At 58.8% G+C, this 20,039-nt stretch carries 15 protein-coding genes; 9 read left to right on the forward strand and 6 right to left on the reverse strand.

The window, feature by feature from the left end:
- Window positions 1-326 precede the first annotated feature (326 nt).
- From IPM54_20630 to IPM54_20655, 6 genes are all read left to right on the forward strand, one after another.
- Window positions 327-866, forward strand: a complete 540-nt coding sequence (locus IPM54_20630) for a hypothetical protein (GenBank protein ID MBK9262196.1) — start codon at window positions 327-329, stop codon at window positions 864-866.
- Window positions 863-1,408, forward strand: coding sequence for a GMC family oxidoreductase (locus tag IPM54_20635; protein ID MBK9262197.1), 546 nt, complete (start codon window positions 863-865; stop codon window positions 1,406-1,408). Before IPM54_20630 ends, IPM54_20635 begins: the two co-directional genes overlap by 4 nt.
- Window positions 1,326-1,802: a GMC family oxidoreductase gene (locus IPM54_20640; protein MBK9262198.1), complete on the forward strand. Its 477-nt coding sequence runs from the start codon at window positions 1,326-1,328 to the stop codon at window positions 1,800-1,802. Before IPM54_20635 ends, IPM54_20640 begins: the two co-directional genes overlap by 83 nt.
- 119 nt (window positions 1,803-1,921) lie before the next feature.
- Window positions 1,922-2,395, forward strand: coding sequence for a GMC family oxidoreductase (locus tag IPM54_20645; protein MBK9262199.1), 474 nt, complete (start codon window positions 1,922-1,924; stop codon window positions 2,393-2,395).
- A 138-nt stretch (window positions 2,396-2,533) separates the two neighbouring features.
- The gene (locus IPM54_20650) at window positions 2,534-2,899 is read left to right on the forward strand and encodes a hypothetical protein (GenBank protein MBK9262200.1); all 366 of its coding nucleotides are present in this window, start codon (window positions 2,534-2,536) and stop codon (window positions 2,897-2,899) included.
- Window positions 2,884-3,741 carry a hypothetical protein gene (locus IPM54_20655; GenBank protein ID MBK9262201.1) on the forward strand — a complete coding sequence of 286 codons (858 nt, stop codon included), beginning with the start codon at window positions 2,884-2,886 and terminating at the stop codon, window positions 3,739-3,741. The genes IPM54_20650 and IPM54_20655 overlap by 16 nt, the downstream gene beginning before the upstream one ends.
- A gap of 181 nt (window positions 3,742-3,922) precedes the next feature.
- Here the strand turns inward: IPM54_20655 and IPM54_20660 are convergent, their stop codons facing one another.
- The 4 genes from IPM54_20660 to IPM54_20675 form a co-directional block, all read right to left on the reverse strand.
- Entirely contained in the window at window positions 3,923-6,700 is a 2,778-nt protein-coding gene (locus IPM54_20660) for a hypothetical protein (protein ID MBK9262202.1), read from the reverse strand.
- 20 nt (window positions 6,701-6,720) lie between these two features.
- Window positions 6,721-7,836, reverse strand: coding sequence for a tetratricopeptide repeat protein (locus IPM54_20665; GenBank protein MBK9262203.1), 1,116 nt, complete (start codon window positions 7,834-7,836; stop codon window positions 6,721-6,723).
- Between the two features lie 12 nt (window positions 7,837-7,848).
- On the reverse strand, window positions 7,849-9,384 hold the full coding sequence (locus IPM54_20670; GenBank protein MBK9262204.1) for a serine/threonine protein kinase: 1,536 nt from the start codon (window positions 9,382-9,384) through the stop codon (window positions 7,849-7,851).
- Window positions 9,385-9,479: 95 nt separating this feature from the next.
- The gene (locus tag IPM54_20675; GenBank protein MBK9262205.1) at window positions 9,480-10,877 is read right to left on the reverse strand and encodes a sigma 54-interacting transcriptional regulator; all 1,398 of its coding nucleotides are present in this window, start codon (window positions 10,875-10,877) and stop codon (window positions 9,480-9,482) included.
- 298 nt (window positions 10,878-11,175) lie between these two features.
- On the opposite strand from IPM54_20675, the gene IPM54_20680 reads away from it, so the two are divergent.
- Window positions 11,176-17,613 carry a VCBS repeat-containing protein gene (locus tag IPM54_20680; GenBank protein MBK9262206.1) on the forward strand — a complete coding sequence of 2,146 codons (6,438 nt, stop codon included), beginning with the start codon at window positions 11,176-11,178 and terminating at the stop codon, window positions 17,611-17,613.
- A gap of 2 nt (window positions 17,614-17,615) precedes the next feature.
- Entirely contained in the window at window positions 17,616-17,891 is a 276-nt protein-coding gene (locus tag IPM54_20685) for a DUF2283 domain-containing protein (GenBank protein ID MBK9262207.1), read from the forward strand.
- 12 nt (window positions 17,892-17,903) lie between these two features.
- On the opposite strand, the gene IPM54_20690 is transcribed toward IPM54_20685, so the two are convergent.
- On the reverse strand, window positions 17,904-18,287 hold the full coding sequence (locus IPM54_20690) for a hypothetical protein (protein MBK9262208.1): 384 nt from the start codon (window positions 18,285-18,287) through the stop codon (window positions 17,904-17,906).
- A 194-nt stretch (window positions 18,288-18,481) separates the two neighbouring features.
- Between IPM54_20690 and IPM54_20695 the strand changes: the two genes are divergently transcribed.
- The gene (locus IPM54_20695) at window positions 18,482-18,874 is read left to right on the forward strand and encodes a hypothetical protein (protein ID MBK9262209.1); all 393 of its coding nucleotides are present in this window, start codon (window positions 18,482-18,484) and stop codon (window positions 18,872-18,874) included.
- Between the two features lie 308 nt (window positions 18,875-19,182).
- Here IPM54_20695 and IPM54_20700 read toward each other — a convergent pair whose 3' ends face one another.
- Window positions 19,183-19,863 (reverse strand): hypothetical protein, encoded by a 681-nt coding sequence (locus tag IPM54_20700; GenBank protein ID MBK9262210.1) that lies wholly within the window; start codon window positions 19,861-19,863, stop codon window positions 19,183-19,185.
- Window positions 19,864-20,039 lie beyond the last annotated feature (176 nt).

Raw genomic sequence — 20,039 nt, forward strand, 5'->3', positions numbered from 1 at the left:
CGCCTCACCGATTGATTCACTTGCGATATGGACGGCTTGCTCCGTCTGCGGGCGGCAGTCGCTTGCGACGAACACATGCATTCGTCGTGGCCGAGCAACGATGCGCCGCAAAACGACGCTGATTTTTCTTGCCGGTCTCTATTTTTATTCCACGCTTTCCGTAACCGTCGCGTTGTCTTGAAATTGCCGCTTGGACGGCCAGGGAGCAATGATGCGTTCCTCGCTCGTATGCGCACGGCTTCAACCATTGACTCGTATGCAATGCACGAATGTGCTTCGCAACTCGCAGCGAAAGAGCCAATCGAAGAAAATTCGAGGATGACGTGATGAGTCCCTTCTCTATGCACAAGAGACTTCGACAATGGCTCCGGTGCCGCACTTCTGCCATTCTGAAGCCAAACACGCCCATGGGCGAGCTGTCGGAGGCCGAGCACCGCACTATTTTCGCCCTGCTTCAGGTCATTACGAACGATTCGACGCTGGAGGCCTCGCCGTACCGCCAATTGATCGATGAAAAAACACGCGCCACGCCAGGTGTACTCGATGCATATCGACGCGCTGCACATCTCTTGGACGAATCGAGCCATAGGCATTATCGAAAAAATTATTCGAAGCTATCGATGAAAGATCGTGATCGGCTCTTGCATTGGCTCCTCATTGCATATCCACACCATGAGCGTTTACCCGTGTGGCTGCGTCGCGTCCGCATCTCGCCACACAAACTGAGTCTGCTTGCGGAGACGGGCGCAATTCGCTCACTTCGCCACCATGTCATGCCGGAGCTATTGTCCTGGTATTACACGACGGCGCGTGGGTGGGCCGTCGTAGGATGGAATGAATTTCCAGGGAAAGCGCGGGTGGGATGATGGAACGCACCGAAGTGGCAATCGTCGGCTCGGGTCCCTTGGGAGCAGCAGCAGCCAAAGTCTTGATCGATGCGGGAACACGCGTGACCATGCTCGAGGCTGGTAAGCGGCCGACTTCGGATCGATTCAGCCTGCTCGAACGCGCCGTACGTCGAGAAATTCCGTGGAATTTCAGACCGTGGCGCTATGAATCGGTCGGCGACGACCTCGATATGAATACGTTTGCCATCCGAATGCTCGGTGGAAGCAGTTTGGCCTGGGGAGCCGTCACGCCGAGATTCCTCGAAAACGACTTTCGTCTGCGATCGCGTCATGGCATCGGGCGCGATTGGCCCATTGATTACGACGACCTCGAGCCGTATTATCTAGCGGCTGAGCGCTTGATGGGAGTGGCAGGCAGCGACGATACTGCATGGTGGCCGCGACGGAGCGCTCCCTATCCAATGCCGGCATTTTCCCATGTCGAACACCGACAAATTCGTCAAGAGCGGCTGCGACAAACTCGGTATTCCGCTCGTGCCCGTACCGGTGGCGCGAAATAGCGTCGATCACCTCGGGCGTCCCAAGTGTGCCCATTATGCCGTGTGCCGCGCTTGCCCCATTGGAGCGATGTACGCGTCCGACATGACCGTCAACGCACTCGAAAAACACAGCCGATTCACATTGAAGCTCGGCGCAAGTGTCGTCCGAATCGAAAAGGATTCATCCGGCGCAGCCCATCGAGTGGTGTGGATGGACGAGGACCACGTCGAACACGCCATCGAGGCCGATCGCATCATTCTGGCTGTCCAGGGCGTGGAAACGGTGCGCCTACTACTCGATTCGGGTTTGGCGAATGAAAACGGTCAACTCGGTCGCGGACTCATGGAACACCCAAAGTTTTACGTGATGGGTCGAGTCGCGCCGGTTCTCGATGCTCATCGATACGGATTCTGAAACGGCAACGACACTGCTTTTTCATGATCACCCAAGACGCGGCGAATATGCCGGCGGACGGTTGATGGTGCGGGAAGGGGGCAGGTCCGAGCCCCGCCGAAATTGCTCGAACGAGCGGCTTGTGGGGTAAAGCGCTCGCTGACGAAATCCGTGAGGTATTCGGCCATTACGTGACGCTCGGTGCGTTTCTGGAACAGCTTCCTTACGACGACAATCGCGTTACGCTTTCGGATACGATGAAGAACGAGCTTGGGCGTCCGGCGGCAAAAATCGAATTCAATTTGATGCGCGACTACGAGACGAAAGGGTACCTTGCCATGAAGCGCGAAATCGAGCGTATCATGGACGCCCTCGGTGCAACCGACGTGCGCGTCATCATGGAGCCCTCCATTGGCGGACATTACATGGGCACACATCGCATGGGACACGACCCTGAAACGTCCGTAACCACGGATCGTCTCGAATGCCATTCCGTAAAAAACCTTTTTCTTGCGAGCTCTGGCGCGTTCCCGACCGGCGGCATCAGCAATCCGACGCTCACCGGAGTCGCCCTCACCATGCGAATGGCCGATTACATTTTGGGGCGCATTTAATCACAGTTTGCTCCTTACGTCGCCATTGACGCCCCACGCGCAGCTCGATACAGAGCGTGCATGCGCAGACGAATCTTCGCTTCATCCACCGCAAAATGCGTCCTGCTTTTCGCAAGCGTCGGCATCGCCCTGCTCGGCATGCGAAACGCTTCCGGCGAATCGACCGACGACGGCGTGCCCTCGGGCATGGTTGCACACGTCACGGGCGGCGTTTGCCCCGCTGGGTGGGCGCCAGCAAGCAACGTCGAAGGACGCATCGTCGTTGCCACTGCCGAGGGGAAAGACGTGGGCGTGCAAGTGGACACGCCGCTGGGCGACCAGGAAGATCGCACCCATAGTCATACCTACAAGGGCGACGTCGTGCTCCCGGCGAAATCGATTGCGGCCGCCGACGGAGCAAACGTCGAAGGAGCAAAAGCACAAACGTATTCGATCAGCGGAACGACGAGCGCCGGGCCATCGGGGCTTCCTTTCGTACAGGTGACGGCATGCATCAAGCAATGAAATACTTGTCTCCGCTTGTTTTGGGCCTATTCCTTTCATCTTGCGCCACGGGTGACACCATCGGCAATTCAACGATTGGAAGCGGCGGAAATGGCGGCAGCGGCGGAAATGGCGGCAGCGGCGGCTCGGCAAATGCTCGAAGCGACGCAATTCCGCAAAATGGCATCGGCTTTTTCCAAATGCCAGCTTGCCCCGCAGGCTGGCAGCCCTTCAAAGCAGCAGCGGGCCGCGCCATTTTGCCTACGATTGGAGCAGCTCCCGGGGGCTCCACCGTCGGCGAGCCCCTCGCGAGCGGCGAAGAACGCTTGCATTCGCACGAAGTCAATGGCTCGCTCGATTTGATCGATATCTCCTATGCGGGAATTGCCAGCGGCGGCAATACAGGCGTCGCCAAAGCCGGGTCGATTACGTTCACGACGACGTCGGATACCGCTTCCGCAGGAATTCCTTACGTGCAGCTTCTGGCGTGCAAGAAAACGGCGTCGCCGGAAGCTGGTGCAAAACCATTGCCAACAGGAATGCAGCTCTTTTTCGATGCGGCAGCCTGCCCCAATGGCTGGAAGCAAGCTCCAACGACACAGGGACGTTTCATCGTTGGGCTACCGAAAGGAGCGCCGGCCGATGTGTCCTTCGGTGGCGAACCCCTTTCGAGCGCCGCACCTCGCGAACACACGCACGGGAACGAAATCGCGCTCGAAACGACCTCACACGGCATTGCCCTCGCCGCCGGATGCTGCGGGTCGGGTTATGCCAAAAATGCGACGTATTCGGCCATCGAGGACACAAAAGGCGCGGATGCAGCCCTTCCGTGGATCGAGCTATTGCATTGCGAAAAATTTTGAAGGCAGGTCTAGATCTGGACGCTCGCTTCGCGCGTGTGAGACACGCGCTTCGCGAGGCTAGTCACGATGGGGGGCTCGCAGGCGGCTCTATAAGTCTTTTGGGTCTACGACCCAAAAGACGAGCCGACTGCTCTGCCCCCCATACCCCCGGCCTAATCAAAATTCGTTAGCCCCAAACAATTCAATTCTTGAACGCGCCGCGATCCCAAGTGCCGGCCATGGGTCGTAAAGACTGGTAAATATCCGTCGTCACGGACCCGTATGCAGCCACGTTGTACACGTTTTTCCCGGTTTCGTCGGCCTTGCCAGCCGCCCCCGTGTTGATGCGGAAATCCCCGGATGCAGCATTGAAAAACACCGCCGCGGCCGACGTCATGTTGGTCGTATCGTTGTTCAGATTGATCGGCGACGGCGTCGGCTGAGCGAGCGCATTGTTCGAGAAACCAAAGACGAGATTGTTCTCGGCTGAATCGAAGGAAACGCCACTTCCCGCGCCAAGCGATACGCCCGTACCCGTACCAACCAGGTTGAACAAGATGTTGTTCGTCATGCGCCAGCGCATCTTCCCATTGTTGGACGCGGCCGTACCTCCAACACCGGATTCTGCCCCGAGAAGCGTATTGTTCGTCAGGATGGTGGTAAAATCGACGCCGCCATTCTGGCCCGCCAGGAAAATGACATAACCACCGCTGTTCGCCGTCTCGAGCAAGTTGTTCTTGAGCAACAGACTTCCAGCATCGGCCGTATTCGGACCGAATCCATTCACGACGAACGCTTGGCCATTGGTCTTGCCCTGCGCGCACATGCGGTTCGAATCCATGATCACGGCGCCTTTTTGATACCCAAAACCAATGGCCCGCAGCGGCGTTGCATTGGCAGCCCCCGAGTAGACGTCGTTGCCAACGAGCGTCAATGACGCACCGGGACACGCCGTCGCATCGATGGCACTCGATTGCGTCGTCACGCCGCTCGCAAACACCGCTTCGACATAATTACGCACGAACGAGCCCGCCTTGAGCGAATGATGCGATTGCGCCGCGCTGATCGGATTGGCAATCATGCGGAACCCGCCCCATACGGCAGACGCATGATCGAGCGTCAAACGGCCATGAAAAATGGTCGGATACGCTTCGGGGTTCCAAATGCTGAAACCGGGATTGTACCCGCCCTTGACGGTGACACCCTTGGCAATGACCACGGACGAAGACAAGTACGTGCCTTGTGCAACCAAAATCGTATTGCCAGGACCAACCATCGCAATGGCACGGCAAAGCGTCGCCCACGCCTTGGCAGGGCTCGTGCCGTCGTTGTTGTCGCTGCCCGAAGGCGAAACGTAGTATTGCGTCCCGGGATTTGCAATGGTGACCGGAATGCTCGTATTCGCCGGCGCCGGGAATACTTGTTTACATGTCTCCGTCAGCGTCACGGTCGCGGGAGTTTGCATGCTCGCGCAAAAGCCGCTCGCGACGATGGCCGAACCACACGTCCCACAAGCAAGCGCAGGACCTTCGTCGACGTCACCATCGCAATCGTTGTCGACACCATCACACACTTCGGTCGTGGACGTCACCGTCTGCGTGCACGTGAATACGCCCGCCTGGCACACGATCGTACCGACGGCACACGCACCCTTTTGCCCAACGACCGTGCACGTGGCCCCGCCCCCGGGATTACCTTCGTCCGTCATCCCGTCGCAATCGTTGTCCTTGTTGTCGCACACCTCGGGCGCAGGAATCTTCGATGGATTGCACTTCAAAGCGCCGTTTTCACACGTGGTAAAACCCGTCGAGCATTCCCCCGGAACGCCCGTCATGCACGGGATTCCAAGCCCCACGCCGTGATTGTCCGCTTCGCCGTCGCAATCGTTGTCGAGCCCATCGCAAACGTCTTCCGTCGGCATCGGCGCAATGCAACTGATGGCCCCACCCAAACACGTCGTGCTTCCGTTGGCACATTCGCCCGGCTGCCCCGTCGGGCACATGTTCCCCCCACCGGGATTGCCATTGTCGACCGCTCCATCGCAATCATCGTCGACGTTGTTACACACTTCGGGAATCGCCATCACGTCGGGCTTGCACATGATATTGCCCGCAACGCATTCGGTCGTGCCTGTCGCACAAGGGCCGAAATCGCCCGTCATGCACGCCATTCCACTGCCCGGATTGTCCTCGTCGACGACTCCATCGCAATCGTCGTCTTCGCCATTGCAAGCTTCAGGCATCGGATCGTTCGGAATGCATTCCACCGGCGGACCACCCGGATTGCAATTCGGAACTTTGACCGTACATGCCCCCGTGCCACAAGTGGTTTCGCCAAATCCATCGTCGACCAGACCATTACAATCGTCGTCGATGGCATTGCATTCCTCGAGCGTCGGCAAAACGTCACCCGCGCACGGTCCCCACTCGTTGACGCCCGTGCACATTTGGGTGCCGTCTTTACAAGCTCCCACGTTTCTCGTCTCGGGAGAACCCGTATAACAAACCTCGACCTGCCCCTCGACACACGGACAACCTTCGTCGACGAAACCATCGCAGTCGTCGTCGATGCCATCGTTGTCGCCGTCGCATAACTCGCCCGGCGTCGGAGGCCCAGGAATGCATTCAGAAAGCTTCCCATTGACACACGAAGGAACGGTAACTTGACACACGCCGTCGCCACACGTGAGCAGTGGCAAATCGTCGATCTGACCATTGCAATCGTCGTCGACGCCGTCGCAAGCCATTTCGGTCGGCATGCAATTGCCGCCCCCCATACCTCCAGCACCGCCATTGCCACCGCTCGCGCTGCCAGCCGTGCCGCCTGCCCCCGCAGTGCCGCCCAGGCCGCCTTCATTGCCCGATCCGCCGCCCGTAATCGACGAATCGAAAACAGGTTCGTCGACGCCGAGAATTTCATTACAACCAACGGACGCCACCGCAACGACCAAGACAAGGCTGCTGACGAGCACACGACGCATGACGCGGTTCCTCTCGGGCGTCAAAACCGCCCAACGCAATGAAGACTCGACGGGCCCACCACGACTGTCGCTTGCACGGGAAGTGCGCGCTTCGGCGCAGTCAAGAAAAGCACGGCACCGGCCGCAAGCATGACGCCACCGCCAATGAACAAACCGGTCGACGCGTTGCCCGCATCGTACGACGCTTGCCGGAGTGGCAGCCCGATATCGTCACACCGATTTCCCACACAATGGCCACCCGCTTCGCTCTCGTCCCGCTTGTCAATGGCCTGAACCCCGAATGCCGCCCCCGCAATCAACGCCCCAACCCCCACCCCACCAAGACTCAAGCCAACGATTCGTTGCGTGCTGAAAAAACCGTCTTTCGTATCGATCGGCTGCACCTTGTCCGGCGGTGGCTTTTCGCCCCCCAAAGGTGGAATGGTCACGCCCACTTGCCCTGCATCGGGCGCCGATTTTACATCCGCCTGGCCCACCGGATCGGGCTTCACAGGCGGCACGTCGTCCTCGAGCGGCAAAATGGCCACCGACAAATCTGCCCCCTCCCCAAGCGCCATGCTCTTCGAAAAAGCCTTCTTCCCCGGCGCCGACACGTCGACCAAATGATCGCCCTTGTCCACAGGCAATCGAATTCCCAATTTCGCCCGGTCGAGCGCCACACCATCGAGCTTGACCACGACATCCTTCAACGAAAGGACCGCCTCCGGCACCACGACCGTCACCCAACCAAGCTTCGGCTCGATTTCATTGATACGTGCCTGCGCCTCGTCCCTTCGCTTGCGAGCCGTCGATTGCTCCGTAAATCCCTTCGCTCGCTTGATTACCTCGGGCGCCTCGTCCACGACGCCCTTGTACGTCTCCCATGCTTTCGCACGACGCCCCTGCGCTCGATAACAATCCCCAAGCCCAATGCGCGCGCCAAATCCCGGCTTTATCCGCACCACCTCTTCGTACTTGGGACACGCCGTCGCATAATCCCCAGCCACGAAGGCCGACCGCGCCTCGGCAAAAATCGCATTGAGCTTCTGCTCGTCGATGGGCTGCTGCGCATGGGCCGGAGCTGCCGACATCAATGCGCCCGCCACGACGAATGCAATCGAAATGGGGGCAAACTTGTTTTCGAGGAGACTTTGCATCGCCGAATACTCCTAATCGATGCTCCCCGGCGGCACGTACGTGGGTTTGGTGGGCGGAGATTTCGTTGACGTTGGCGTCGTTGGCAAGGTTTTGCCTGTCGGAGCCGGATTCGACGTGCCTGCCTGAGGCACCACCACCGCGGCCGGAGTCGCCGCTGGCTTCGGCACTTCGGTGTGAACTTCCATCGGCTCGTCAAGCGGTGGCGGAGCCGCAGACGCCGTCGGCGCAGGCGGCGGCTTCACCTCGGGCACAGGAGGAAGCGCTCCTTGAAACGCACGCTCCGCAATGAGCGGCGGGCCCGACGGCTGAGCAAGAAACATCTTGACCCCAAGCCCCAATGCCACGGTCGACATGAGACACGTGACCGCCACGAGCGTCGGCACCCATCGCGATCGCCTGGCGGTCCTGAGCGACACCGGCGCCGCATCGACCTCCACAGGCTTGCGCGTCGTCGAACTGACCTCGGACGCTCGCGCCTCTGACGCCCGCGCCTCCGACGCCCGCGCCTCCGATGCCCGTGCCTCCGATGTCCTCGCCCCCGATGCCCTCGAAACCGATTCCTTGGCCTCGTCCAGCTCCTCCGGGATCAACGTGATGTCGGACGAGCTTGCTTCACGCCGCGGCTTTGGACCTTGGCGGAACGACATCGGTCCCGATTCCTGGAACTGGTCCTTGAACTCCGCCATCGCTTCGGTCGCGCGCTGAAAGCGATCGTCCGGGTGATTGGCCGTTGCCCGGGCAAACCAAGAATCGAACCAGTCGGGCAGGATCATCCCGCGACGCCGCGCAGCACGCTTCGTCGGAAGCTCGCTCGGTCCCGTCACGACGTGCTGAATGAGCGCGTAAACGCCGACTTTCTTCGCTTCTTCGTGCCAGTACGATTCGCCCACGAGCATCGTGTACGTGATGTGCGCGAGCGACAAAATATCCGTTGGTGCACCAATCAGTGCGCTCTTGCCGATGATCTGTTCGGGCGCCATGTACATCGGCGTGCCGACGGTTTGCGTCGCGTGCGTTTGCCCTTCGCTCATGAGTTTCGCGATGCCGAAGTCGAGGATTTTGACGCACGGGCTTCCATCGTCGCGCTGCGTGAGAAACAAGTTCCCGGGCTTCAGATCGCGATGCACGATGCTCGCCGCGTGCGCCTTGTCGAGCGCCAGAGCGACCTGCGTCAAGTAGAGAAGCGCTTCGTCGATGGGGATGTGACCGCGCTTCTTGATGAGCGATCCGATCTCTTCGCCTTGCAGCAGTTCCATCACGAGAAACGGCATGCCCGTCTCTTCGTCCACGCCCGCATCGGTCACGCGCACGATGTGATCGCTGCGAATGTCGCCCGTGATCCTTGCTTCCTGCTCGAACCGGTTACGCGCCGTTTCATCGTCGAGCACACCGGGAAGCATGGTCTTCAGGGCGCACGGGGAATTGGTGCGTTCGTCCCGCGCTTCGTGCACGGCGCCCATCGCGCCTGCCTTGATGCCGCGAACAATCCGATACCGCTCGTGAAAGAGCGAGTTCGTTGGTAGGAAAACCCCGCTTCGGACCGCCATTCAGTGTCCTCGCCAAAGCCGAGTATGACAGAAATTCCACGAATGCGACGAGCATCGTTCAGCCGCGGCGTCAAACCTCGACGCCTGCCCGAAGTTCAGCCTTTTTTGCGTGGTCTTGGGATGTTGTACGCCGAAAGTTTGGATACAAACGTTCGCCGAGGGATCCCCAAGAGCGCCGCCGCTGCCGTCTGATTCCCCGCACATTTCTCGAGAGCGTCGATCATACGCTGCCTTTCGAGCGATCCCAGCTCTTCGCGCAGATTCCCAACGGGCTGCGTCTGCACGTTGTCCCGAACCGGCGGCGGCGACGTCTCTTCCACCACGTCCACCGGCCGATACGTCACCGCCGGCATCGCGGGCACCGTCCCAAACGCGGCCGGCTGCCTCGCCGCATCGCCGTGCGTATCCAAGACAAAATCCTCCGGACGAATCACGCCATCCGAAAGCACGACGGCCCGCTCGATCGCGTTTCGCAGCTCGCGCACGTTGCCCGGCCAGTCGTGATGCAAAAGCGCCAACATCGCTTGCGCCGTGATGACCGGCGGACTGCGCCCGATGCTCGCCGCCGCACTCACCGCAAACGCTCGCGCAAGCGGCTCGATCTCGTCTCGACGTTCGCGCAACGGGGGAATCGACAGCGCGATCCCATTGAGCCGAAAATAAAGATCTTGACGAAACGTCCCGCGCTGCACTTCGGTCGCGAGATCACGATTCGTCGCCGAGATGAATCGCACGTCGATGGGTCGTGGCGACAGGCCTCCCACGCGCATCACTTGTCGCTCTTCGATCACGCGCAACAGCTTCACTTGAATGCCCAGCGGCAACTCGCCGATCTCGTCGAGGAACACCGTGCCTTTTTCCGCCGTCTCGAACAGACCCGGCTTCGATCGAATCGCGCTCGTGAACGATCCTTTTTCATGCCCGAACAGCTCGCTCTCCAGCAGCGACTCCGACAGCGCACCGCAGTTCAGACGCAAAAACGGTTTCCCCGCGCGCGGTGATTTACGATGGATCGTTTCGGCGAGGACCTCTTTGCCCACGCCGGTTTCGCCCAGCAAGAGCACGCTGATCGAACCTTCCGCGACGCGGTCGATCACGGCGTAGAGCCGCTTCATCGCTTCATCGCGCACGATGTACGAGCTGCTCGATGCTCGGCCCGTCGCTGCGGGTGCTTCGTTCACGCGCCGCACGACGATCGTGGCCGAGCCGAGCGAGATCGCGTCACCGATCGCGAACTCGGCCGGTGCGGCGATCTCGAAGGCGGGATCCACGAGGCGCACCGTCCCCGATGCATTGTTATCGCGCCTGAGCTTGGTGCCGTTTGCGCTGCCCAGGTCTTCGATGCGCAGGGTTGGTCCGGGACCGATGTGGATGACGGCATGACGCCGCGACACGGAGCTGTCGTCGATGCGGATGTCGTTGCCTTCGGCTCGACCGAGCGACACACGTCCGCTGTCCGGCAGGAGGTGCCGCGTGGTGCCACCGGCCGCCAAATACCGCAAGCTCGAGGTGCACCGTCACATCTGCCTCCTCCGACGATCATTGCGAACCGAGCGAATTTCCTAGCGTACGGTGAGATTGTCCTGGAACGCAAGAGCACGCCTTAGGGGTCGGAAACGCGCGCAATGGCCTGCGAACATATCACAAAATTATCGCCGATAGGGGAGCCATGGTCCCGGCGCACCAACCAGGTCGGACAAAACCTGTCCGGCCTGCACTTGACGGCTTTTTCCAAGCAGCGCATACCTGCGTGGGTTGTCTGACAAGTACATTACCAAAGGGGACGGGCATATGGCGTCATCGATACTCGCCAATCGGTTTTTCGCATCCATCATGCAGCGCATTTCGCACGTATGGATCCCATTTTGCCTTTTTCTTGCGTGTGTTGTTGCCCAAGCGGGGTGCTCGTGCGACGCGCCGGGTCGACCCGCAAATACTCCGATTCATGCTTGCATCCCCCAGCATCCATTGCTCCCGGTAGCCCGGCCGATCGCATCGAAGACGATCGTCCCCGGGGCGACGTCGGTATCATTCGGAGTGAGCGATGCTGGTGACGCAACGTTATCCATGCCGCTCGTTTCCGTGCCTGGGCGAACCGGCGTCGAGCCAAATTTGCAGTTATCTTATAGCAGTGCTGGTGGTGACGGCGTGCTCGGAATTGGCTTTTCGTTGTCGGGCACCAGTGCCATTACGCGCTGTCCGAAGACGATGGCCATCGACGGCGAACTTCGCACGGTGCAATATGAAGCAGATGATGCGCTGTGCATGGATGGCAAGCGGCTCGTCGTCGTTTCGCAAAGTGCAAACGCCACTGAATACCGCACGTGGCCTGATACGCACGTGAAAATCATTGGCCATCAAACGGAGGATGGCTCGCGTTATTTCGAGGCGTTTTTGCCATCGGGGCATGTCGTCGAGTATGGCAAAACCAAAGGAAGCCGGCCGCGTGCGCTCGGGGGCGCCGTGCGTGCGTGGCTCGCGAATGAAATGCGCGATGCTCGGGGCAATGCAATGACGTACGGGTATTGCTTTGCCGAAGCGGAAGGATTCACGGCCCAGTATGCGCTCGACGAGATAAGGTATACGGCGTTCGACGGCATGGAGCCGACGCGTGCGGTTGCGCTCGTGTATGCCGCCAAGGAAGACACACGCACGATGTATTCCGGCGGAATGGAGTTTCGGCAATCGCTACAGCTCGAGGAAGCGCAGATGCTGCTGAACGACGATCTCGTGCGTCGATATGCTTTTGAGTATGAGCAAAGCGAAACGACGGGTCGGACGCTGCTTACGTCGGTCGAAGAATGCGGTGCGAATGGAGCGTGCAAGCCGCCGACGCGATTTCAATATGCGAAGGTTGAAACGGGGTTCGTGGAGGTTGCGACGACGATAGCGGCGCCGCTGTCGCAGCGCGCGAGTTATATGCTGGCTGACTTCACGGGCGATGGGATTGGCGATTTTCTCGTGCCCGATACAACGACGCTGTCGACGCCGACGAATCCGATCACGGAATGGCGAGTTGCACGCAATCAAGGCGGTGGCTTTGCGGCGTCAAAAGTGGCGTTCTTGCAAGAATGGTCGTTTCAACAGGATCCCACGGAACCATCGGATCCGGGACTTCTTCAACCGGAGCTCGGCACGGCGATCGATTACGACCAAGATGGGAGAGCGGATGTCCTTTTGCACGATGTGTACGGCAATCGGAACAACCACATCGTCTTGTTATCGAAATCGACCGACACATTCGAAGAAGTCGACACGGGCATTCAAAGACCGTTTCCATTGGGTCCTGCACCGAAGCAACTGCGTGGCGCTTCAGGCGCGGTGCATTTGGCCGATGTCGACGGCGATGGCGTATCGGATCTGATTCAATGTACGGACCATGGCGACAACTTACCTCAATCCGTGTGGAATGTGCACGCATGGCGCCCTGGTGGGTTTGCACAAATCGGCACGGCAATCGACGAGCTGAATGGATACCCGTGCAACCTCGAAATGCACACGGTCGATATCGACAGAAGCGGCACCGTGGACTTGGTCATGCCCGGAATGATTGAACAAGGCGGTGTGCCATTTCAACGAGCACCGAACTATTACGTATTTCGCCGCAACAGTGACGGGACGTGGGAATCGCACGATACGAGTTTGCGCGTACCTCCGAATGGTGGTCGCACGTTGTTCGTTGACGTCAATGGAGATGCGTTGCCCGATGCCATAACGTCCGGCGATCCTACGGGACGATTGTGGACGTGGATCAACACGGGCAAAGGTTTTGCCGACACGGCGGCGAATACTCTCGAATGGGATGGGCTCATTCCGCAGACCACCTATTTCCATTTGGCGGCTGTTGCTGATTTCGATCAGAATGGGCAAAGCGATCTTTTGATGCCGCTCGTCGATGCCATCAGCCCCGACATCCCGCGCTGGGTGATTCTCCGTGCGACGCGCGGATCGAATGGGTTCACCTTCGATCGCATCGACGCGGGCATTCCATTCGAGCCCGTGCTCGGCGATGCGATTACGCTGGCGGACCCGCGCGGTCCACGCATTGGCGATGTAAATGGTGATGGTGCCCCTGATGTAGCGATCTTTCTGGGGAATGAGTTGCACCTTTTCAAGAACCGTGCAGCCGACCCGGATGTGCTCGTGGGGTTTTCCGATGGCATGAACGAGCATGACCCCGAGGATCCGGGCTTCATTCCGAATGTGTCCATCAAGTATGGGCACTTGACGGACGCATCGAAAACGAATGGACAACCCCCGAAGGAAACGGATTTCTATTTGTCGCATTGGGATCAGGCGAATGATTGCGCATACCCGCGGCATTGCGCGGTGGGCTCCAGGCGTGTCGTGCGCGAATATGCACTCAACGACGGACAAGGTGGGCAACGTCGTTTTGGCCTGCGTTATCGCGATGGACGATACGATCGTCGAGGGCACGGCTTCCTTGGATTCGGCGCGCGCATCCTGACGGACCTGGATACCGGCGCGACGACGGCGACGTTTTACGACAACGAGACACTTGTCAGCATCGGCGAACGCAACGTGTATCCGTTTGCGGGGCAGGTGAAATCACAATGGCGGTGGGCTCCGGCATTGCCAAACGAGCCGAATCCGAGCCGCGTCGAGCTTTCATTTGTCGACATTACGCTTGAAGATATGCCCACGAATAGCGGCAAAACGTATTTCACGCTGCCGACGAAGCACCATACTCGTCGCATGCAGGCCGAACATGTTGTCGGGTCGCTCGAATCGTGGGTAGCCGATATCGCGCAATCGGAAAACGCGACGATGCTGCGCGATACGATGGTGGATGTAGCGGCCTTTGACGAATTCGGCAACGTGCTCGAGGTTGACGTATCCACAGTGGGCGTCGACCTGACGACGCATATCACGCGCACCGTCAAGAATGACGTCTCCCGGTGGATTCTGGGGCAACCGCAATGGCAAGAGGCATGCAGCTCGGCTACGGGCGCGACGCAATGCAGAACAATCACGCGCACGACGAATGCATACGGCGAAGTGGAAACGGAATCCACGTCGAGCAGCGACGGCATCGATGATACGAAGCTGACCGTTGTGTATGAGCGCGACAAATTTGGCAACGTTACGCGCCTGGTTGCGGACGATGCATTCGGTCATCATCGCGAATCAATGACCGTTTACGATGACGAAGGCGTATTCCCGATCAAGCACATCAATGCGCTCGAGCATGAAACGACGGTGGAGCATGATGCGCGATTCGGTGCGCTGCAAAAAGTGATCGATCCGAATGAATTGGTCACCGAATGGCAATTCGACGGCTTTGGCAGGTTGGAAGTCGAGAAACGCCCGGATGGATCGCAAACGACGATAGCGTTGAGCCGTGAAAACATCGGCGGCGAGTGGCGCATGAAGCAGCGCACGACGACGGCGGGCGGCGCGGACGACGAAACCGTTTTCGACAGCCTTGGGCGCGCCGTGCGCACGTATGCGCATGGGCCTGCACCCGAGGGAAAAAAGCCCCCTCGGCAGATGCAGCTCATCGAATACGATCATCTGAGCGGTCAGATTGCAAAGCGTTCGGTCCCGATCGCCGAAGGTACGCCGGATGCGCAATTGCTCTTCGATGAATACGAATTCGATGCGTTGGGGCGCGAGACTCGACATACGACACCGTGGAACGCGACGACCACGACATCGTACGATGGTTTCGTTGTTGATTCGACCGATCCGCTGTTGAAGCACACGTTGACCGAGCTCGATGCATTGGGTCGACCCGTTACGATCACGGATGCAGCAAATAGCAAAACCAAATACACGTACGGCCCATTCGACACGCTTCGCACGGTGACCGATCCTGGCGGTGCCATAACGAAATGGACACGCGATGCATTCGGGCGTGTGCGGCAATTGAATGAACCGGACCGCGGCACGACGATGTTCGTCAACGATGGATTCGGTGACGTCCTCGCGTCGACGGATGCGCTCGGGCGCGCGATCGCGTTTGGCGTGGACGCACTTGGGCGCGTGAAAACGCGCACGGATACGCACGCGGGAAAGAGCTTGACGACGACGTGGACGTGGGATACAGCGCCGAATGGAATTGGCCGGTTGCACATGCTCGAAAGTCCCGACGGAATCAAGACGTACGCATATTCGAAGCGAGGGCAGCTCGAACGGATGACGCTCTCCGTTGCGGGAGAATCGTTTACGGCGCGAATGACGTACGATGACTTCGGAAGACCGAAAGCGCTGGAGTATCCGTGGGCGCTTGGGGAAGAGCCGTTCGGCGTAACGTATGAGCACGACAAACACGGTCATCGCATTGGCGTGCGCGACACGTATACGAACGATGCGTACTGGCAATTGACGGACGTCGACCAAGCAGGCCGGTACAAGGGCGAGTTATTTGGCAATGGCGTGACGACGGCGCGTGGATACGACCATGAGAAAGGCGCCCTGAAGAGCATCACCACGACGAAGGGTGCAGCGACCATTCAGCAATTGGCTTACTCCTGGGATGAGCGGCTCAATTTGAAGAGCCGCACGGATGCGTTGCAAGCGCAAAACACGACGGAGCGGTTCCAGTATGATGGGCTGAATCGGCTCACGTGTGCGCACTTCGGGCTCGTCGAGAACCCGAATGCACCGTGTGACACGTCGTACGGCTATGCGCCCAATGGGAACCTCGTATCAAAAAGCGACGTGGGCATTCTGTCGTATACTGATCCCACGCATCCGCATGCCGTTACGAATGCGGCAGGCGATAACTTCTACCATGATGCGGTCGGCAATCAAATTACGCGGCCAGGAGGCGTTGCCATTACGTATACACCGTTCGATTTGCCGACGACGATCACGCAAGGTGCGAAGGTGACGACGTTTGGATACGACGGCGATCAGCAACGAATCCGCAAAACGACGTCGACGACGGAGACCATTTACTTCGACGACCTTTACGAGCAGGTGAAAACCGCCAGCGGCATCGAGCATCGTTACCACGTGCATTCGCCGGAGCGCACAATTGCCATTGTGACGCGCGGCGGCCAAGAACCGGGAACGCGCTACCTGCATGTCGATCACATCGGGTCGATCGAGACGACCACCAAAGAAAATGGCTCCATCGATGAGCGACGCAGCTACGATGCATTTGGAGCGCGCAGAAATCCGGACTGGGGCGGCCCGGCGATAGCATTCACGAGCAAAACGAAAAAGGGATTTACGGGGCACGAGGAGGCCGACGAATTTGGCCTCGTGAACATGAAGGGAAGAGTATACGACCCACGCATTGGGCGATTCACGACGACGGATCCGATCATTGCGAACGTGTACAATGGGCAAAGCTTTGGGGCGTATACGTACGTGCGCAACAATCCGTTGACGTTCACCGATCCGAGCGGGTTTACCGAGGAAGAAGCGCGGCGATTGTGGCGCGTCGAAGAGACAGGGCAGCTCGGCATTCACATCACATTCGACCAATTGCCGGCACCAACACCGCGACCTGCGCCACCGTCACAAGCGGCGGACGTGGGTGCTGGAGCGCCGACAACCGATGTCGGAACGACGGGCAATGGTGACGTGATCGAAATACCTGTCATTGAAACGCCACATCCGTCGGGTCCGGGAACGGACGATCCATTTGGGGTATATCCGCCGGATATCGAGCTTGGCTATTCCACGCCCATTACAACATTCGATCAGCTCGTGGCCGGCGATCCTGCCGCTGGCCGAAGGACGTTCATCATCGAGGACGACCCTGGCCTCGCACGTGACTTGCGGCATGCGTTTGGCCCAGAACGCCAAACGATTATGCTTCGGCCGCGGATTGGCGGGGAGGCGGGCAATGACAGGAGTCGCGCCCGGCAAAATCTGGTCGTTGAGGCGATCCTGACGGCAGCGACGATCTTGACGCCTGGGCCGTTGGATGATATGGCGGTCGGGGCCGTCGCTAGGGCGCCAGGCCTGCGGGTTGTAAATTCCAAGATGGCTCATGCAGCACCTCGTGCCATAGAACGTGCCGGGTTTGAATCGGCCAAGGAAGCTCGGGAGGCATTGCAAGTATTCGGCCAAGCTATCGAGAAAAACGGTCTCCCGGCAGGAACAGTCAAAGATGCTGCCGGGCATCTTATCGTTCCAGGTTTTGGCAAAGGTGGTGCAGTCGTCTACCGGCAATCTGGTCGAAAGCTAACTCTCCAAACCGTTCTAAATTGGGTTGAGGGAAAAGGAACGCCTGTCATTCCGACGCCTTAGGTATGAAAAAGGATGCTGCTGTGACTACGAAGAAATTCGAGCTTCAAATCACTGGTCCAACGACGGCGTATCTAAAACTGCCGACACATCCAGGAGTTCTACGAAACGCGAAGAACGTCACGTTGGTGGATCTTATGGGGGCCTACAAAGGACCCTATGTGGTGTTCGATTTCGACACAGATGGTGTTCTCGTCGGAATTGAGATCGTCGGCGACGACGAAAACGATTCTGAAGAGGAGGCAGACGACGACCTCGACGACTCGTCCGCATCATCTTGAATTTTCTGGTAGCTACAATCTGTCACCATAAACCTCACCACCCTCGCCGATTGCCCGCGTGCAAATCATGGATGCCGCCGGGTCAAGATTCCGCAAGTACCCCATGCAAATCATCTTCGACGCAACCCCCTCCACCAAAGTAGGATGGGCTCGATAACGGGCATCTTGTACATCGATTTCGGTGGCACTCAATTTCCCGAAGAAGGATGGAGCGATTTCCCGGTGGTCGTGACTACGTGGTGACTCGAAGCGCTCGCGAAGCTCGAACGGGGCTTCGAGCGTGAGGTCAATCTTTACTTCATGGATGGCCCCTATTGGCTGACGCTGACACGGCAAGACGGAGATGACGTGCAGATACGATGCATCGAAGATCGGACCGGCGGCGGCGTTGTCCATGAGGAGCTGGTCAGCCTCCAGGATTTCAGTAAGCAACTACGACGAGTCGCAAGGCAAGTTGCCTCGGCGTGTCAAAGAAATCGTTTAGAATCGAGTGCGGTAGACGAACTCCGGCGATACCTGCCGAACTGACTTGGGACTCTGCATTCCCCTTTAGTTCCGCCCACCCAAACTGAGCAAGAGGAGAGCAGGTCATGGCACAGCATGAAGCGAACGCGATTCGGCGAATCTGCAAAGACTTGGGGTTGCCCCAGGGCGATTCCTACACGCAGGACTGGGCTTATGAGTTATCGGAGGAATTTCGCAGCGAAGCTCACCTATATCGATACCTGGCTGCATATGGAAACCCCGCTTATGGTAACACGGAGCGACGTGTTCTGATACAACTGGCACTAGATGTCGTGAATGATCTTGTGCAGCAAGATGAAGAACGCGGCTCGAGAGCGTGGGCCAAGCTCGTGGAAACAGTTCGGGCGCACCTTGGATTGCATCGGGATCAGATAGAATACTGGGCGGTCCAAGGTGAACCACTCGAAGATGCGTTCGCTTTGACTCCGTGGGCGCGACGTTTCCTAGCCGCCGATTGATTTATATGCATCCCTATTCCTTACTTCCTGCTCGAGAAAGACAATGCGGAGGATCGTGAAGAGATCGAGGACATCGAGTTCGAGTTTTTAGCTATGCAAGGCCGTCTCGTAACAGTGACGACAGAAATCGTGGTCTCGAGCAGGCCCATTGACGAGATTCGATTGCTCGGGCGCGAAGTCTTTCTTCGCCGGGAATCCCTCGACCATGCGTCCAACTAGCGCCGAGCGGGTCGTCCCCCCCGCATCCTCACGACCATGCGATTGGTTTCACTCCAGCCAGGGCCGCGAGGACCATCGATGCCACGCCTCTACGCCTCGCCCTCCCCCTCGCCTTCGCCTTCGTCGCTCTCGCTATCGTCGTCCATCACCGGGAACACCAAATCCTGTCGCACGCGGTCGTTCGGAAATGCCGCGCGCACGAGGCCCATCAATTTGTCCACCGCATGGTAATGCTCGCCCCGCAATGCAACCTCGTCCGCGAATGCCTCGAGGTACGCTTTGCGCGCGCTGCTATACGCATTCGCCGTCGTTTGCAGCTTGTCGAGCGCTATCTCCAATTTCGGTAGCCACTCCGCTATGAATGCCTCGCTCCCAGGCACCTTGCATCGCTTCATGTCGTCGACGAGCTTCACCGTCGGCGGGATTTGCCGCATCCCGTACGGCGCCACCACCGGCCCGAGACCCTCGGGGAACAAAAACTTCGCAATGGGACCATTCTTGCGTCCACCATCCGCGATCCCCACCGCCCCGTGAATCATCCGAATCGTCTGATCCGTGTTGTAATGCGCAAAGCGAAAAGCCGCTCGCTTCTGCAACATCGGCTTGCGCAATCCACGTCGCGCATTGTGCGCCGCATCCAGCTCGTTGTTGAGCACCTCGAACGACGCCGCATACCCATCCGTCTCCGGGAAATGCCGCAGCCCCTCGCAAAGTTCGACCCCATACGTAATGCGGATATCCGATGCCGCTTTGACTCGATACTTTCTCACTTCGACCTCCTTCGATCGTGCAACGACGGTAACACAGTACGCCCACAGTCTCCAAATTTCACATCTCAAATCGACGACAGTGCCCCTCAGTCCGCGCTGAGGCCCGCATGTCGTCGCGACACATGGCACTCCGCCGAAAATTGAGGGGCACGCGTCGTCGCGACACCTCGGCCCAA

The organism is Polyangiaceae bacterium (assembly GCA_016715885.1).
In the GTDB taxonomy this organism is placed as follows: domain Bacteria; phylum Myxococcota_A; class Polyangia; order Polyangiales; family Polyangiaceae; genus Polyangium.

Coding starts and splice junctions, on each gene's coding strand:
- IPM54_20630 (MBK9262196.1), top strand. CDS start 327: ATGAGTCCCTTCTCTATGCACAAGAGACTTCGACAATGGCTCCGGTGC.
- IPM54_20635 (MBK9262197.1), top strand. CDS start 863: ATGATGGAACGCACCGAAGTGGCAATCGTCGGCTCGGGTCCCTTGGGA.
- IPM54_20640 (MBK9262198.1), top strand. CDS start 1,326: ATGTCGAACACCGACAAATTCGTCAAGAGCGGCTGCGACAAACTCGGT.
- IPM54_20650 (MBK9262200.1), top strand. CDS start 2,534: ATGCGAAACGCTTCCGGCGAATCGACCGACGACGGCGTGCCCTCGGGC.
- IPM54_20655 (MBK9262201.1), top strand. CDS start 2,884: ATGCATCAAGCAATGAAATACTTGTCTCCGCTTGTTTTGGGCCTATTC.
- IPM54_20660 (MBK9262202.1), bottom strand. CDS start 6,700: ATGCGTCGTGTGCTCGTCAGCAGCCTTGTCTTGGTCGTTGCGGTGGCG.
- IPM54_20665 (MBK9262203.1), bottom strand. CDS start 7,836: ATGCAAAGTCTCCTCGAAAACAAGTTTGCCCCCATTTCGATTGCATTC.
- IPM54_20670 (MBK9262204.1), bottom strand. CDS start 9,384: ATGGCGGTCCGAAGCGGGGTTTTCCTACCAACGAACTCGCTCTTTCAC.
- IPM54_20680 (MBK9262206.1), top strand. CDS start 11,176: ATGGCGTCATCGATACTCGCCAATCGGTTTTTCGCATCCATCATGCAG.
- IPM54_20685 (MBK9262207.1), top strand. CDS start 17,616: ATGAAAAAGGATGCTGCTGTGACTACGAAGAAATTCGAGCTTCAAATC.
- IPM54_20690 (MBK9262208.1), bottom strand. CDS start 18,287: ATGGACAACGCCGCCGCCGGTCCGATCTTCGATGCATCGTATCTGCAC.
- IPM54_20695 (MBK9262209.1), top strand. CDS start 18,482: ATGGCACAGCATGAAGCGAACGCGATTCGGCGAATCTGCAAAGACTTG.